Below are 15513 nucleotides of genomic sequence, written 5' to 3' on the forward strand. Positions count from 1 at the left end.
AGGCGGAGAAGGGAGCGGCTGATGAGTGTGCGCACTGTGCTGCACCAAGCCGACATCTCACGAGCGCTGACCCGGATCGCGCACGAGATCCTCGAATCCAATCGCGGCGCGGACGATCTGGTGCTGCTGGGCATTCCGACCAGAGGCGTCACGCTCGGCCACCGTCTGGCCGCGCTGATCAGCGACATCGCGCAGGTCTCGGTCCCCGCGGGCTCGCTCGACGTGACCATGTTCCGCGACGACCTCGCGAAGCACCCGACGCGCACCCCGCAGCCCACCGAGATCCCGCCCGGGGGCATCGACGGCAAGACGGTCGTGCTGGTCGACGACGTGCTGTTCTCCGGCCGGAGCATCCGCGCGGCGCTGGACGCGATCCAGTCGATCGGCCGCCCGAGCGTCGTGCGCCTGGCGATCCTCGTCGACCGCGGTCACCGGGAACTGCCCATCCGCCCCGACTTCGTGGGCAAGAACATCCCATCCGCCCGCACCGAGCGCGTGAACGTGCGTCTCTTCGAGACGGACGGCGCCGAGGAGGTGACGATCGGCGAATGAGGCATCTCCTGGACACCCGCACGCTCGACCGGGCGACCGCTCTGCGCATCCTCGATGTCGCGGAGGACATGTCCGACACGCAGTCGCGCGAGGTGAAGAAGCTCCCGACGTTGCGCGGCAAGACCGTCGTCAACCTCTTCTTCGAGGACTCGACGCGCACCCGCATCTCCTTCGAGGCCGCGGCCAAGCGGCTGTCCGCCGACGTGATCAACTTCGCCGCGAAGGGCTCCAGCGTCTCGAAGGGCGAGAGCCTGAAGGACACTGCGCAGACCCTGGAGGCGATCGGCGCGGATGCGGTCGTGGTGCGCCACCCCGGTTCGGGCGCCCCGCAGACCCTCGCCACGAGCGGCTGGATCTCGGCCGGCGTGGTGAACGCGGGGGACGGCACGCACGAGCACCCGACGCAGGCGCTGCTCGACGCGTTCACGATCCGCAAGCGGCGCTATGGCGCGGACAGCCGGGGCCGCGACCTCTCCGGGCTGCGCGTCACGATCGTCGGCGACGTGCTGCACTCGCGCGTCGCGCGCTCCAACGTGTGGCTGCTCACCACGCTCGGCGCCGAGGTCACGTTGGTCTCGCCCCCGACCCTGGTTCCGCAGAACGTGTCGCTCTGGCCGGTGCGCGTCCGGTACGACCTCGATGAGGCGCTGGCGGACGGTCCGGACGCGGTCATGATGCTGCGGATTCAGTTGGAGCGTATGAACGCCGCGTATTTCCCGACTGAGCGGGAGTATTCGCGACGGTGGGGGCTCGACGCACGGCGAGTGGCCGCGCTTCCGACCGGTAGCATTGTGATGCACCCCGGACCCATGAACCGGGGACTGGAGATCTCCTCCGAGGCAGCCGATTCCCCCCGTTCGACGGTGCTGGAACAGGTGTCGAACGGGGTCTCCGTGCGCATGGCGGTGCTGTACCTGCTGCTGGCAGGCGAACGAGACGACGAACGAGGGGGAGACCTGTGAGCGAGACCCTCGTCATCACCGGTGCACGGCTGCTCGGCGCGGAGAGCGCCGACCTCATCATCGAGGACGGCCGCATCGCCGAGATCGGCAGCGGTCTGAGCCGCGCCGGCGCCCGCGTCATCGACGCGTCCGGCCTCGTCGCGCTCCCCGGTCTGGTCGACCTGCACACGCATCTGCGCGAGCCGGGCTACGAGGCGTCCGAGACGATCCTCACCGGTACGCGGGCGGCGGCGGCGGGTGGATTCACGGCCGTGTTCGCCATGCCGAACACGTCGCCGGTGGCCGATACCGCCGGCGTGGTGGAGCAGGAACTCGCGCTCGGCGAGGCCGCCGGTTATGCCACGGTCCAGCCGATCGGTGCGGTCACGGTGGGGCAGAAGGGTGAGCGCCTCGCGGAGCTCGGGGCCATGGCCACGTCGCGCGCGCAGGTGCGCGTGTTCAGCGACGACGGGTTCTGCGTCTGGGACCCGCTGATCATGCGTCGCGCCCTGGAGTACGTGAAGTCCTTCGGCGGGGTGATCGCGCAGCACGCGCAGGATCCCCGGCTCACCGAGGGCGCGCAGATGAACGAGGGCACGGTGTCGGCCGAGCTCGGGCTGGCCGGGTGGCCGGCGGTCGCCGAGGAGTCGATCATCGCCCGCGACGTGCTGCTGGCGGAGCACGTCGGCTCGCGGCTGCACGTGTGCCACCTGTCGACCGCGGGCTCGGTGGACATCATCCGCTGGGCCAAGAAGCGCGGTGTGAACGTGACCGCCGAGGTCACCCCGCACCACCTACTGCTGACCGACGAGCTCGTGCGCGGTTACGACGCCCGCTACAAGGTCAATCCGCCTCTCCGGCGCGAGGAGGACGTGCTGGCGGTCCGCGAGGGCCTCGCGGACGGCACGATCGACATCGTCGCCACGGATCACGCCCCGCACCCGAGCGAGCACAAGGCGTGCGAGTGGCAGGCCGCCGCGAACGGCATGGTGGGACTCGAGAGCGCGCTGCGCGTCGTGCACCAGGCGATGGTGCAGCCCGGCCTGCTGGACTGGTCGGACGTGGCCCGCGTCATGAGCACCGCTCCCGCGCGGATCGGTGGTCTGTCCGGACACGGCACGCCCCTCGAGGTGGGACAGCCGGCGCACCTCGCGCTGTACGACCCCGCGGTCGACGGCGTGTTCAGCGAGGCCGACCTGCGCGGACGCAGCACGAACTCCCCGTATCTGGGACGCGAGCTGCCCGGTCGTGTGCAGTACACGCTGTACGGCGGCGTGCTCACCGTGGACGGCGGCGCGGTCGTCGAGGAGCTCGGCGCATGAGCGCACGGGACCTCGCGGTCGCGATCCTGATCGCCCTCGCGCTGCTGATCCTGCTCGCGATGCTCTTCGCCTGGCGACGACGAGTGCGGCGCGATGCCGCGTTCACCGCCCCCCTCGGCGTGCCGGAGCATGCGGAGGTGATGCGCCGCGACGAGGTGCTGTACGTGTCGACCACGAAGCACGAGCAGCCTCTCGAACGCGTGGCGATCACTCCGCTCGCATTCCGGGCCCGCGGGGAGCTGGCGGTGACCGACCGCGGTCTCGCGCTGGCCCTCGACGGGGCACCCACGGTCTTCCTCGCGCGCGAGCACCTCGTCGCGGTGGACCGTGCCACCGTCACGATCGACCGCGTGGTCGAACCGGGCGGTCTGGTCCGCATCGCGTGGCGCGTCGCCGACGCGACCATCGTGGACAGCTACCTCCGGCTCGCGAACGGCGATCCGCAGAATCTCATCTCCGACCTGCAGCGGCTCGTCCCCGCTGCTCCCGACACAGGAGCAACGTCATGACCAACCAGACATCCTCCCCGGCGGCCTCTCCGGCCCGCCTTCCCGATCCCGCCGTGCTCGTCCTCGAAGACGGGACCCGCTACCGCGGCCGCGCCTACGGTGCCCGTGGGCGCACGCTCGGCGAGGTCGTGTTCGCCACCGGGATGTCGGGATATCAGGAGACCATCACGGACCCGTCGTACGCGGGCCAGATCGTCCTCCAGACCGCCCCGCACATCGGCAACACCGGCATGAACGACGAAGACCCCGAGTCCCGTCGCATCTGGGTGGCCGGGTACATCGTGCGCGACCCCTCGCGCGTCGTGTCGAACTGGCGCGCCACGTCCTCCCTCGACGACGTGCTCGAGCAGGACGGCATCGTCGGCATCAGCGGCATCGACACCCGAGCGGTCACGCGGCACATCCGCTCCGCGGGCTCGATGCGCGGCGGCATCTTCTCGGGTGCCGACGCGGAACTGGATGCGGACGAGCAGCTGCGCATCGTGCGCGAGGCCCCGGAGATGACCGGACTCAACCTCTCCGCGCAGGTCTCTGTGCAGAGTGCCACGGTCACCCCGGCGGTGGGGGAGCGCATCGGCAACCTCGCGGTGCTCGACCTCGGCGTCAAGAAGGCCACGATCGACAACCTGGCCGCCCGCGGCTTCGACGTGCACGTGCTGCCGCAGGACGTGAGCATCGACGACATCCGGGCGATCGAGCCGGTCGCGGTGTTCTACTCCAACGGCCCCGGCGACCCCGCCGCCTCCGGCGACCACGTGGAGCTGCTGCGCGCCGTGCTCGACGACGGGCTGCCGTTCTTCGGCATCTGCTTCGGCAACCAGCTGCTCGGCCGTGCCCTCGGCCTCGGCACGTACAAGCTGCCGTTCGGGCATCGCGGCATCAACCAGCCCGTGCTCGACAAGCAGACCGGCAAGGTCGAGATCACCGCCCACAACCACGGCTTCGCGGTCGAGGCGCCCCTGGAGGGCTCCTTCGACAGCCCGCACGGCTACGGCAAGGTCGAGGTCAGCCACGTCGGCCTCAACGACAACGTCGTCGAGGGACTCCGTGCCCTCGACATCCCCGCGTTCTCGGTGCAGTACCACCCCGAGGCCGCGGCGGGACCCCACGACGCCAACTACCTCTTCGACCGGTTCCGCGACATGGTCATCGCGAGCAAGAAGGACGCCAAGTAATGCCCAAGCGCGACGACATCACCTCCGTCCTCGTCATCGGGTCCGGCCCGATCGTGATCGGCCAGGCCTGCGAGTTCGACTACTCCGGCACCCAGGCGTGCCGCGTGCTGCGCGAGGAGGGGGTCAGGGTCATCCTGGTCAACTCCAACCCGGCCACCATCATGACCGACCCCGACTTCGCCGACGCGACGTACATCGAGCCGATCACGCCCGCCGTGATCGAGACGATCATCGCGAAGGAGAAGCCCGACGCGATCCTGCCGACGCTCGGCGGCCAGACGGCGCTCAACGCCGCGATGGCGCTGCACGAGCAGGGCATCCTGGAGAAGTACGGCGTCGAGCTGATCGGTGCCAAGGTCGACGCGATCCGCAAGGGCGAGGACCGGCAGGTCTTCAAGGAGCTCGTGCTGGAGGCGGGCGCCGACGTGGCCCGCAGCGTGATCGCCCACACCATGGACGAACTGCTCGCCGGCGCGGCCGAGCTCGGCTACCCGCTGGTCGTGCGCCCGTCCTTCACGATGGGCGGCCTCGGCTCCGGCTTCGCGTACGACGAGGAGGACCTGCGCCGCATCGGCGGGGCGGGCCTGCGAGACTCTCCCACCACCGAGGTGCTCCTGGAGGAGTCGATCCTCGGCTGGAAGGAGTACGAGCTCGAGCTGATGCGCGACACCGCCGACAACACCGTCGTGGTGTGCTCGATCGAGAACGTCGACCCGGTCGGCGTGCACACGGGCGACTCCATCACGGTCGCTCCCGCCCTCACGCTGACCGACCGCGAGTACCAGAAGCTGCGCGACATCGGCATCGACATCATCCGCGCGGTCGGCGTGGACACGGGTGGCTGCAACATCCAGTTCGCGGTGAACCCGGAGAACGGGCGCATCATCGTGATCGAGATGAACCCGCGCGTGTCGCGCTCGAGCGCCCTGGCGTCGAAGGCCACCGGCTTCCCGATCGCCAAGCTCGCGGCGAAGCTCGCCCTCGGCTACCGTCTCGACGAGATCCCCAACGACATCACCGGCGTGACCCCCGCGAGCTTCGAGCCCACGCTCGACTACGTGGTGGTCAAGGTTCCGCGCTTCGCGTTCGAGAAGTTCCCCGCCGCCGACGCGACGCTGACGACCACCATGAAGTCGGTCGGCGAGGCGATGGCGATCGGCCGCAACTACGCCACCGCGCTGCAGAAGGCGCTGCGGTCGCTCGAGAAGCGCGGCTCCAGCTTCCACTGGGGCGAGGAGCCGCGGAGCGTCGAAGAGCTGCTCGAGGTCGCGAAGACCCCGACCGACGGCCGCATCGTGACGCTGCAGCAGGCGCTGCGCAAGGGCGCAACGGTCGAGCAGGCGTTCGAGGCCACCGCGATCGACCCGTGGTTCCTCGACCAGATCGTGCTGATCAACGAGGTCGCCGAGGTGGTGCGCACGGCCCCCGAGCTCGACGCCGCCACCCTGCGCTACGCCAAGGAGCACGGCTTCTCCGACGCTCAGCTCGCACAGCTGCGCGGCGAGAGCGAGCCCGAGATCCGCGGTGTGCGTCATGCCCTGGGCATCCGTCCCGTCTACAAGACGGTCGACACGTGCGCCGGCGAGTTCCCCGCGCTCACGCCGTACCACTACTCCAGCTACGACGCGGAGACCGAGGTCGAGCCTTCGGAGCGCACCAAGGTCGTCATCATCGGCTCGGGCCCGAACCGCATCGGGCAGGGCGTCGAGTTCGACTACTCGTGCGTGCACGCGTCGTTCGCCCTGTCCGACGCCGGGTTCGAGACCGTCATGGTCAACTGCAACCCGGAGACCGTCTCGACGGACTACGACACCTCCGACCGGCTCTACTTCGAGCCGCTCACGCTGGAGGACGTGCTGGAAGTGCTCGACGCGGAGGCCGCGAGCGGCACCATCCTCGGTGTCGTGTGCCAGCTGGGCGGGCAGACGCCGCTCGGACTCGCGAAGGGCATCGAGGCGGCCGGCTACACCGTGCTGGGCACGAGCCCGGAGGCGATCGACCTCGCCGAGGAGCGCGAGCTGTTCTCCCGTCTCCTCGACGACGCCGGCCTGCTCGCGCCGCGCAACGGCACGGCGATCGACGTGGAGGGCGCCGTCCGCATCGCGGAGGAGATCGGCTACCCCGTGCTCGTCCGCCCCAGCTTCGTGCTGGGCGGCCGCGGCATGGAGATCGTCTACAGCACCGAGGCGCTGCGCGACTACTTCGTGCGCACGGCCGGCGAGGTCGTGATCGAGGAGGGAAAGCCGCTCCTGGTCGACCGCTTCCTCGACGATGCGATCGAGCTCGACGTCGACGCGCTGTATGACGGCACCGACCTGTTCATCGGCGGGGTCATGGAACACCTGGAGGAGGCCGGCATCCACTCCGGCGACTCCAGCTGCACGCTGCCGCCGGTGTCCCTCGGGCGCAGCGACGTGGACCGCGTGCGCGAGGCCACGCTCAAGATCGCGGAGGGCGTGGGGGTGCGCGGGCTGCTCAACGTGCAGTTCGCCATCAGTGCCGGCGTGCTCTACGTGATCGAGGCCAACCCGCGCGCGAGCCGCACCGTGCCGTTCGTGTCGAAGGCACTCGGCATCCCGATGGCGAAGGCCGCGAGCCGCATCATGACCGGCTCCACGATCGCCGAGCTGCGCGCGGAGGGCATGCTGCCCGAGCAGGACGGCTCCCGCGTTCCACTCGACGCGCCCGTGTCGGTCAAGGAGGCCGTGCTGCCGTTCAAGCGGTTCCGGACCGCCGATGGCAAGACGGTCGACTCGGTGCTGGGCCCGGAGATGCGCTCGACGGGCGAGGTCATGGGTATCGACCGCGACTTCCCGACCGCGTTCGCGAAGAGCCAGGCCGCCGCGTACGGCGGGATGCCCACGTCGGGCACGGTCTTCATCTCGGTCGCCGACTCGGACAAGCGCGCCGTGATCCTCCCCGCCCACCGGTTGCAGCAGCTCGGCTTTACGATCGTGGCGACCGAAGGCACGGCGGAGATCCTGTCCCGCAACGGCATCGCCGTCACGGTGGTGGAGAAGTACAGCGAGACGCAGGAATCGGGCGCGCGCAACATCGTCGACCTGATCAACGACGGGGAGATCGACATCGTCGTGAACACCCCCTCAGGCGGCGCCGCGCGTGCGGACGGCTACGAGATCCGGGCGGCGGCCGTCGCGGCCGACAAGGCGCTCTTCACGACCATCGCGGTGCTCGGCGCGGCGGTGAGCGGCATGGACGCGGCCGACGAGGGCTTCCAGGTGAAGAGCCTGCAGGAGTACGCGCTCGACCGGGCGGCCGCGGTATGACGGCACGCTTCGGGGAGCGGGTCCGTGCGGCCTTGGACGCGCACGGACCGCTCTGCGTCGGCATCGACCCCCACGCCGCACTGCTCGCGGCGTGGGGGCTGTCCGCCGACGCCGCCGGTGCGCGGCAGTTCGGGCTGCGCACCGTCGAGGCGGCGAGCGGTCGTGTCGGCTTCGTGAAGCCGCAGGTGTCGTTCTTCGAGCGCCACGGCTCCGCCGGGATCGCGGCGCTGGAGGCCGTGATGTCCGCAGCGCGCGCGGCCGGGCTGCTCGTGATCGCCGACGCCAAGCGCGGCGACATCGGATCCACGATGGACGACTACGCCCGGGCCTGGCTCGGCGCGGGGTCCGCCCTGGAAGCCGATGCGCTTACCGTGAACCCGTACCTCGGCGTCGGCGCGCTCGGCGGGGCCTTCGCACTGGCGGAGGAGCAGGGCAAGGGCCTCTTCGTGCTCGCGGCGACGAGCAACCCCGAGGCCGCGGACCTTCAGCGCGCGCGCACGGCGTCCGGCGACACCGTGTCGGCCGCGGTCGTCGCCGAGGTGTCGGCGCGCAACGCCGCAGGCACCGGTGCGGGGGAGTGGGGCAGCTTCGGCTTCGTGATCGGCGCCACGCTCGACCTGGGTGCCGCCGGGATCGGGCCGTTCGCCCCCACCGCGCCGATCCTGGCCCCGGGCTTCGGCGCGCAGGGAGCGGAGCCCGCCGATCTGGTGCGCCGCTTCGGCGCGCTGTCGCCCTCCGTGCTCGCGAGCGAGAGCCGCAGCATCCTCTCCGCCGGCCCGGACGACCTGGCCGAGACCATCGCCCGACGTGCCGCCCAGTACCGCGAGGTGACCCGTGACTGACGCCAACCGTACCGTTCCCGAGGTCGACAGGGCTGCGGCCGCCCGTCGTGCCGTCGAACGCCGCCGCGCCCGCGCCTCGCTCAAGCGTGACCTCACGATGCGCGTCGTGACGCCGCAGACCGTGCTGCACCGTGCCACCGCCGACCCCGATTCGGTCGAGGGATCGTTGCGCATCACCGACTTCCTCCTGGCGCTGCCGGCGATCGGGGCGGGCAAGCGCGACCGCGTGCTGGAGGAGCTGCGGATCTCGCCCGTGAAGCGGCTCGGCGGCCTGGGCGCGAGACAGCGCCGCGTGCTGGAGGAGTGGCTGGACGGCCGGTTCCCGCCGGCGACCCCTCGCGAGGCGCGCAGCCGGCTGCTGGTGCTGGCCGGTCCGACCGCGGTGGGCAAGGGCACGGTCGCGGCGCACATCCGCGAGAACAACCCGGAGATCCATCTGTCGGTGTCGGCGACCACCAGGCCGCCGCGCCCCGGCGAGGTCGACGGCGTGCACTACTACTTCGTGGACGACGCGGAGTTCGACCGCCTGATCGCCGACGGTGAGCTGCTGGAGTACGCGGTGGTGCACAACCGCTCGCGCTACGGCACGCCGCGGGCGCCGATCGACGCGGCACTCGCGGAGGGCAAGACGGTGCTGCTGGAGATCGACCTCCAGGGCGCACGGCAGGTGCGGGCCGCTGAGCCGTCCGCGACGCTGATCTTCCTGCTGCCGCCGAGCTGGGACGAGCTCGTGCATCGTCTCGTCGGACGGGGCACGGAGGACGCGGAGGAGAGGGCGCGTCGACTGCGCACCGCGAAGGTCGAGCTGGCGGCTCAGAACGAGTTCGACCACCTCGTCGTGAACGAGGACGTCGCCACCGCTGCTCGCGAGGTCGTAGACTTGTCTACGAGCCCTGCGCGCTGACGCTTTCTTTGCGCGCCCGCAGCAACGTCTTCGCGACGATTCCCGTCGCCTGAACTGGAGGTCCCCCCATGGCCGGACGCAACAACGGCATCATCGATCCCCCCATCGACAACCTGCTGGAGCGCGTCGACTCCAAGTACGAGCTCGTGATCTACGCCGCCAAGCGCGCGCGCCAGATCAACGACTACTACTCCGACCTGCACGAGGGAAACCTGTTCGACAACGTGGGCCCGCTCGTGGACTCGTCGGTCGAGGACAAGCCGCTCACCATCGCGCTGCACGAGATCAACGAGGACAAGCTCCGCCTGCGTCACGCGGAGTAACTCGACGACCGCGCCGCCCCGACGTCGGTGGCGCGGTCCAGAATGGGTGCCACACCCTCCCACCGTCCGTCCCCGTTCTGGAGCATCGATGAGCGCGCTGCGTCTGTTCACGTCCGAGTCCGTCACCGAAGGGCACCCGGACAAGATCTGCGACCAGATCTCGGACAGCATCCTCGACGGTCTGCTCGCGAAAGACCCCGGGTCGCGCGTCGCGGTCGAGACTCTGGTCACGACCGGACTGGTGCACGTCGCGGGAGAGATCCGCACCGACGCCTACGTCGACATCCCGACGATCGTGCGGCAGGTCGTCAACGGGATCGGCTACACGTCGTCCGACACCGGTTTCGACGGCGACTCGTGCGGCGTGAGCGTGTCGGTGGGGGAGCAGTCCAGCGACATCGCCCACGGCGTCGACAACGCCCAGGAGCACCGTGACGGCTCGTCGGTCGATCCGCTCGACGGACTGGGCGCGGGCGACCAGGGGATCATGTTCGGCTTCGCGACGAACGAGACGCCGCAGCTGATGCCGATGGCGGCCTGGACCGCGCACCGGATCGCCGAGCGGCTCACCGAGGTGCGACGCAGCGGACTGCTGCCGTTCCTCCGCCCGGACGGCAAGACCCAGGTCACGCTCGGCTACGAGGGCTTCACGCCCAAGACCATCGACGCGGTGGTCCTGTCGACGCAGCACAACCCCGACATCTCGCAGGACGAGCTGAAGGCGCAGGTGCGCGAGCACGTGATCGACCCCGTCCTCGAGACGACCGGGCTGGCGCTCGACGACGTGACCTACTACGTCAACCCGGCGGGACCGTTCGTGACGGGTGGCCCGAAGGGCGATGCCGGCCTCACCGGCCGCAAGATCATCATCGACACGTACGGCGGTGCCGCGCGACACGGTGGTGGGGCGTTCAGCGGCAAGGACCCGTCGAAGGTCGACCGCTCCGGTGCGTATGCCACGCGCTGGGTCGCGAAGAACGCCGTCGCGGCGGGCCTGGCCGACCGGCTCGAGGTGCAGGTCGCGTATGCGATCGGTGTCGCGCGTCCGGTCGGGCTCTACGTCGAGACCTTCGGCACCGGGCGGGTCTCCGACGAGGTCATCACCCGAGCGATCGAGGACGTGTTCGACCTGCGCCCGCAGGCGATCATCGAGCAGCTCGACCTGCTGCGGCCGATCTACGCGCAGACGGCTGCGTACGGACACTTCGGTCGCGAGCTCCCCGACTTCACGTGGGAGCGCACCGACCGCGCCGACGAGCTGCGCCGCGCTGCCGGGCTCTGATGGGGCCGCGGTCCTGATGTCTCCCGAGAGCCGTCGCATCGCGCGCGTGCTTCTCGACTCTCCGCTGCCGCAGCTCGACCGGCTGTTCGACTACGCCCTGCCCCCCGAGCTCGGCCCCGTCGAGCCCGGAGTGCGGGTGAAGGTGCCGCTGCGCACGGCGGGTCGCGTGGTGGACGGCTACGTGGTGGAGGTCGATGTCGAGAGCGACGCGGAACGCCCGCTGTCCGAGGTGGAGAGCGTGGTGTCGGACGTCTCGGTGCTGCCCGATCGGCTGTACCGTCTGGCCCGCCGGGTGGCGGACCGTGCCGCAGGTTCGGCATCCGATGTGCTCCGGCTCGTGATCCCGAAGCGGCAGGTTCGCGTGGAGAAGGCGTGGCGCGGTGACGCTCCGGTCCTCACCCCCAGCACCGAACAGGTGGCCGAAGCGGAGCGTGTGCTCGGCGCGTACGACGGTCTGGTCGCGGTGCTCGATGAGGGGGCCCGCGCCGCGGTGGAGGCGATCCCGCAGCTGGACGACGGCACGCCCGGGTGGGCCCGGCTGCTCGCGGCGGCTGCGGCGCGCACTCTGTCCGCCGGGCGTTCGACGATCCTGGTGGTGCCCGATCACCGCGATCTCGACCGTGTTCTCGCGGCGCTCGAGACGCTGGTGCCGTCCGAGGCGGTGGTGCGGCACGACTCGCGACAGCCGAACCCCGACCGCTACCGCGCCTTCCTGCGCACGCTGGAGGACGCGCCGTGCATCGTCGTGGGAAACCGCTCCGCCGTGTACGCGCCGGTCACGGCGGGCCTGGTCGTGGTGTGGGACGACGGAGACCCCCTGCTGGGCGAGCCGCTGGCCCCGTACGTGAACGCGCGCGACGCCGCCCTGCTGCGACAGGAGTCGGAGGGCTCCGCGCTGCTGTTCGCCGGGCACACCCGCACCACGGAGGTCGAACGGCTCGTGGCGCACGGATGGCTGCGCGACGTCCGGGCCGCCCGCCGCGTGCTGCCGCGTGTGCAGCTGAGCACACCGCAGGAGCTGGAGCGTCCGGCCGCGCAGCGCCTGCCGTCCTCCGCGTTCCTGGCGGCCAGGACGGCGGCGGCGGAGGGTCCGGTGCTCGTGCAGGTGTCGCGTCCGGGCTTCTCCCCGTCGCTCGTGTGCGCCGACTGTCGCACGCCCGCGCGCTGCGCCCACTGCGGCGGTCCGCTGGGTGCACGGCATCGCGGTGCCGTCCCGGTGTGCGGCTGGTGCGGACGTGGGGCGAGCGCGTGGACGTGTCCCGTCTGCTCCTCGCCACGACTGCGCCTGGCGTCGTCGGGGAGCGAGCGGACCGCGGAGGAGCTCGGGCGGGCCTTTCCCGGCGTGCGCGTGATCGTCGCGGACGGCAGCCACCCCGTCGACCGCGTCGACGCGCGACCGGCGCTCGTGGTGGCCACCCGTGGTGCGGAGCCGCTGGCGGACGGCGGCTACCGCGCGGTGGTGCTGCTCGACGGGCCCCGGATGCTGCAGTCACCCGACCTGAGGATCGGGGAAGCGTGTCTGCGGTGGTGGTCGAACGCCGCGGCTCTCGCCGCCCCGGGCGCTCCGGTGCACCTGGTCGGTGTGGACGGCGCGGTCGCGAAGGCGCTCGCGACGTGGAACCAGGCCGGCTACGCGCGCTCGGAACTGGAGAACCGTGCGCCGCTGCACATGCCGCCCACCGCCCGCGTCGCGCTGGTGGAGGGCACCTCGGCCGCGGTGGCCCGTGCTCTCGCGGCGCTCGGGGAGCTGTCGCTCCCGCCGGATGCGGTCCTCGGTCCGGTGCCGGTCGAGAGTGACGACGACCCTCCGCGCGTGCGCGCGCTGGTCCGGTTCGACTACGGCGCCGGGCTGCGTGTGGCGACCGCTCTGCGCGCGGCCGTGGTCGCGGAGGCCGTCAACGGGCGACGCGGTCGGGCCCGTGCTGCCCGGAGCGCGCTCACGGTACGCCTCGATATCCTCGATCCAGAGCTCTGACCCTTCCGGAGAACCTTCATGCGCCTCGTCTTCGCCGGCACGCCTGCCGCTGCCGTGCCCACGCTTCGCCGCCTCGCTGCGGAGCACGATATCGCCGCGGTGGTCACGCGACCCGACGCACCGTTGGGCCGCAAGCGGGTGCTGACCCCGTCACCGGTGGCGCAGACCGCCGACGAACTGGGGTTGCCGATCATCCGGGCGGCCCGGCTGGATGACACGGCGACCGCGGAGATCGCCGCCCTCCGGCCCGAGCTGGGTGTGATCGTCGCATATGGCGGCCTCGTGCGCGAGCCGCTGCTGTCTACGCCCACCGCCGGATGGATCAACCTGCACTTCTCGCTGTTGCCGGCCTGGCGTGGTGCGGCTCCCGTGCAGCGGGCGCTGATCGCGGGGGACGACGTGCTGGGCGCGAGCGTGTTCCAGCTGGTGCCGGAGCTCGACGCCGGCGATGTGTTCGCGACCAGGGTCGTGGACGTGCCGGCGACCGCGACCGCCGGTGAGGCCCTGGAGGCGCTGGCTCTCGACGGTGCGGAGCTGACGGCCGAGGTCGTGGCGGCGATCGCGGCGGGCGAGGCGCGTGCGGTGCCGCAGGACGGCGAGCCGACGTTCGCGGCCAAGCTGAGCCTCGCTGACGGGCTGCTCGACTTCACGGAGCCGTTGCCGTCCGTCTACGCGCGGTTCCGCGGGGTGACCCCGGAGCCCGGTGCCCACACGACGGTGGACGGTCAGCGCGTGAAGATCCTGGCGGCGGAACCGGCCGTCGACGCCGAGCCTCTGGCTCCCGGGGTGCTCTCCGGCACGCGCTCGGGGCTGCTGATCGGCACGGCGTCCGCTCCGCTGGCCGTGACCAGGGTGCAGCCGGCGGGCAAGGGAGCCATGAACGCGGCCGACTGGTGGCGCGGGCTGCAGGGCGGGGAACGGAGGGCGGGATCATGAGCGCCCAGGAGCGCGAGCAGCGCCCGGGCGCGCGGAGACCGCGGCCCACGGCGGGGACGGGGGACCGCGGACCCCGTCGCACGGTGCAGCCGGCGCGGCTCGTGGCCTACGACGTGCTGCGGGCGGTGTCCGACTCCGACGCCTATGCCAACCTGGTGCTCCCGCCGACGATCGCGGACGCGGGCCTGACCCCGCAGGACGCGGCCCTCGCCACCGAACTCACCTACGGCACGCTGCGTCGTCGTGGCACCTACGACGCGGTGATCGCGGCCGCGGCGGACCGGGACACATCCTCGATCGATCCGGTCGTGCTGGATGCACTGCGCCTGGCGGTGCACCAGCTCCTCGCCACCAGGGTCGCCTCCCACGCGGCCGTGAACGAGTCGGTGAACCTCGTGGCGACGCGGACGGGGCGCGGCGCGGCGAGCTTCGCGAACGCGGTGCTGCGCCGGATCGCGCGCGAGTCGCCCGGGCAGTGGCTGGAGCGCGTGGAGGCCGAGGCGCGGTCGGACGACGAGCGGCTGGCGCTCCGGGCGGCGCATCCGGTGTGGGTCATCCGGGCGCTGCGGCGCGCGCTGGCCGCTGAGGGCAGGGTCGAGGAGCTGGACGCTCTGCTGGAGGCCGACAACGCGTCGCCCGAGGTCACCCTGGTGGCGCTGCCCGGACTCGCGGAGCCGGGCGAGCCCCGCCGGCCCTATGCCCCCACCGCGTTCGCGTCTCCGGGTGGCGACCCGCGGCGTCCGGTTGCGGAGTCGGGCGGAGCGGTGCGCGTGCAGGACGAGGGCTCGCAGCTGGTCGCGCTCGCGTTGGCCGAGGCGACACCGATCCGGGCGGGGGAGCGCTGGCTCGACCTGTGCGCCGGTCCGGGTGGCAAGACCGCACTGCTGGCGGCGATCGCGCGCGAGCACGAGGTCGTGCTGGAGGCCAACGAGGTCGTGCCGACGCGCGCACGCCTGGTGCGGAAGGCCTTGCGTGCGGTGCCGGGTGACGTGACCGTGCACGAGCGTGACGGCAGGGAGCTGGCGCGTGAGCATCGCGGCGCGTTCGACCGCATCCTCGTGGACGCGCCGTGCACCGGGCTCGGTGCGCTGCGGCGTCGTCCGGAGGCGCGGTGGCGCAAGACTCCTGCCGACGTGGCCGAGCTCGTGCCGCTGCAGGTGGAGCTGTTGTCCGCGGCGCTCGACGCGCTCGCCCCGGGCGGCATCGTCGCGTACGTCACGTGTTCGCCGCATCTGGCCGAGACGACCGGGGTCGTGCAGGAAGTCCTGCGCGATCGTCCTGGTGTCGTGGAGCTGGACGCGCGACGGGTGGTGCGCGAGGTGTCCCGCTCGCCGATCGACCTCGCGGATGATGGTCGTGCCGCGTCGGGCAGTGCCCAGCTGTGGCCGCACCGTCACGGCACCGACGCCATGTTCCTCGCGCTGCTGCAGCGCACGGACGACGACACCGAACGGAAGGACTGAGA

The 15513-nt window shown here is 71.5% G+C and carries 13 protein-coding genes; all 13 read left to right on the forward strand.

Annotation, left to right across the window (positions count from 1 at the left end; genetic code table 11):
- Positions 1 to 21 precede the first annotated feature (21 nt).
- The 13 genes from pyrR to KE274_RS12310 all read left to right on the forward strand — a co-directional run bounded on the left by pyrR (position 22) and on the right by KE274_RS12310 (position 15511).
- Positions 22 to 552 (forward strand): bifunctional pyr operon transcriptional regulator/uracil phosphoribosyltransferase PyrR, encoded by a 531-nt coding sequence (pyrR, locus tag KE274_RS12250; RefSeq protein ID WP_211544125.1) that lies wholly within the window; start codon positions 22 to 24, stop codon positions 550 to 552.
- Positions 549 to 1514, forward strand: coding sequence for an aspartate carbamoyltransferase catalytic subunit (locus KE274_RS12255; RefSeq protein WP_211544127.1), 966 nt, complete (start codon positions 549 to 551; stop codon positions 1512 to 1514). Before pyrR ends, KE274_RS12255 begins: the two co-directional genes overlap by 4 nt.
- Positions 1511 to 2815 carry a dihydroorotase gene (locus KE274_RS12260; RefSeq protein WP_211544134.1) on the forward strand — a complete coding sequence of 435 codons (1305 nt, stop codon included), beginning with the start codon at positions 1511 to 1513 and terminating at the stop codon, positions 2813 to 2815. The genes KE274_RS12255 and KE274_RS12260 overlap by 4 nt, the downstream gene beginning before the upstream one ends.
- Positions 2812 to 3324, forward strand: coding sequence for a PH-like domain-containing protein (locus KE274_RS12265; protein WP_211544136.1), 513 nt, complete (start codon positions 2812 to 2814; stop codon positions 3322 to 3324). The genes KE274_RS12260 and KE274_RS12265 overlap by 4 nt, the downstream gene beginning before the upstream one ends.
- The gene (gene carA / locus KE274_RS12270; RefSeq protein ID WP_211544137.1) at positions 3321 to 4499 is read left to right on the forward strand and encodes a glutamine-hydrolyzing carbamoyl-phosphate synthase small subunit; all 1179 of its coding nucleotides are present in this window, start codon (positions 3321 to 3323) and stop codon (positions 4497 to 4499) included. Before KE274_RS12265 ends, carA begins: the two co-directional genes overlap by 4 nt.
- The gene (carB, locus tag KE274_RS12275; protein ID WP_211544138.1) at positions 4499 to 7786 is read left to right on the forward strand and encodes a carbamoyl-phosphate synthase large subunit; all 3288 of its coding nucleotides are present in this window, start codon (positions 4499 to 4501) and stop codon (positions 7784 to 7786) included. Before carA ends, carB begins: the two co-directional genes overlap by 1 nt.
- Positions 7783 to 8628, forward strand: a complete 846-nt coding sequence (pyrF, locus tag KE274_RS12280; protein ID WP_211544139.1) for an orotidine-5'-phosphate decarboxylase — start codon at positions 7783 to 7785, stop codon at positions 8626 to 8628. Before carB ends, pyrF begins: the two co-directional genes overlap by 4 nt.
- The gene (gene gmk, locus KE274_RS12285) at positions 8621 to 9532 is read left to right on the forward strand and encodes a guanylate kinase (RefSeq protein WP_211544141.1); all 912 of its coding nucleotides are present in this window, start codon (positions 8621 to 8623) and stop codon (positions 9530 to 9532) included. The genes pyrF and gmk overlap by 8 nt, the downstream gene beginning before the upstream one ends.
- A 68-nt stretch (positions 9533 to 9600) precedes the next feature.
- Positions 9601 to 9855 (forward strand): DNA-directed RNA polymerase subunit omega, encoded by a 255-nt coding sequence (gene rpoZ, locus KE274_RS12290; RefSeq protein ID WP_025103490.1) that lies wholly within the window; start codon positions 9601 to 9603, stop codon positions 9853 to 9855.
- A gap of 88 nt (positions 9856 to 9943) precedes the next feature.
- Positions 9944 to 11137: a methionine adenosyltransferase gene (gene metK / locus KE274_RS12295; protein WP_211544143.1), complete on the forward strand. Its 1194-nt coding sequence runs from the start codon at positions 9944 to 9946 to the stop codon at positions 11135 to 11137.
- A 16-nt stretch (positions 11138 to 11153) separates the two neighbouring features.
- Positions 11154 to 13112 (forward strand): primosomal protein N', encoded by a 1959-nt coding sequence (locus KE274_RS12300; protein ID WP_211544144.1) that lies wholly within the window; start codon positions 11154 to 11156, stop codon positions 13110 to 13112.
- A gap of 18 nt (positions 13113 to 13130) precedes the next feature.
- Positions 13131 to 14048 carry a methionyl-tRNA formyltransferase gene (gene fmt / locus KE274_RS12305; protein ID WP_211544146.1) on the forward strand — a complete coding sequence of 306 codons (918 nt, stop codon included), beginning with the start codon at positions 13131 to 13133 and terminating at the stop codon, positions 14046 to 14048.
- Positions 14045 to 15511 carry an RsmB/NOP family class I SAM-dependent RNA methyltransferase gene (locus tag KE274_RS12310; RefSeq protein ID WP_211544148.1) on the forward strand — a complete coding sequence of 489 codons (1467 nt, stop codon included), beginning with the start codon at positions 14045 to 14047 and terminating at the stop codon, positions 15509 to 15511. The genes fmt and KE274_RS12310 overlap by 4 nt, the downstream gene beginning before the upstream one ends.
- The last annotated feature ends 2 nt before the right edge of the window (positions 15512 to 15513 follow it).

The sequence above is a fragment of the Microbacterium paraoxydans genome (assembly GCF_018224615.1).
GTDB classification, from domain to species: Bacteria; Actinomycetota; Actinomycetes; order Actinomycetales; family Microbacteriaceae; genus Microbacterium; species Microbacterium paraoxydans_B.

Excerpts from the sequence above, each read along its gene's own strand:
- metK (WP_211544143.1), top strand. The coding sequence starts at position 9,944 with ATGAGCGCGCTGCGTCTGTTCACGTCCGAGTCCGTCACCGAAGGGCAC.
- KE274_RS12265 (WP_211544136.1), top strand. The coding sequence starts at position 2,812 with ATGAGCGCACGGGACCTCGCGGTCGCGATCCTGATCGCCCTCGCGCTG.
- carB (WP_211544138.1), top strand. The coding sequence starts at position 4,499 with ATGCCCAAGCGCGACGACATCACCTCCGTCCTCGTCATCGGGTCCGGC.
- KE274_RS12255 (WP_211544127.1), top strand. The coding sequence starts at position 549 with ATGAGGCATCTCCTGGACACCCGCACGCTCGACCGGGCGACCGCTCTG.
- fmt (WP_211544146.1), top strand. The coding sequence starts at position 13,131 with ATGCGCCTCGTCTTCGCCGGCACGCCTGCCGCTGCCGTGCCCACGCTT.
- pyrR (WP_211544125.1), top strand. The coding sequence starts at position 22 with ATGAGTGTGCGCACTGTGCTGCACCAAGCCGACATCTCACGAGCGCTG.
- rpoZ (WP_025103490.1), top strand. The coding sequence starts at position 9,601 with ATGGCCGGACGCAACAACGGCATCATCGATCCCCCCATCGACAACCTG.
- carA (WP_211544137.1), top strand. The coding sequence starts at position 3,321 with ATGACCAACCAGACATCCTCCCCGGCGGCCTCTCCGGCCCGCCTTCCC.
- KE274_RS12310 (WP_211544148.1), top strand. The coding sequence starts at position 14,045 with ATGAGCGCCCAGGAGCGCGAGCAGCGCCCGGGCGCGCGGAGACCGCGG.
- KE274_RS12300 (WP_211544144.1), top strand. The coding sequence starts at position 11,154 with ATGTCTCCCGAGAGCCGTCGCATCGCGCGCGTGCTTCTCGACTCTCCG.
- pyrF (WP_211544139.1), top strand. The coding sequence starts at position 7,783 with ATGACGGCACGCTTCGGGGAGCGGGTCCGTGCGGCCTTGGACGCGCAC.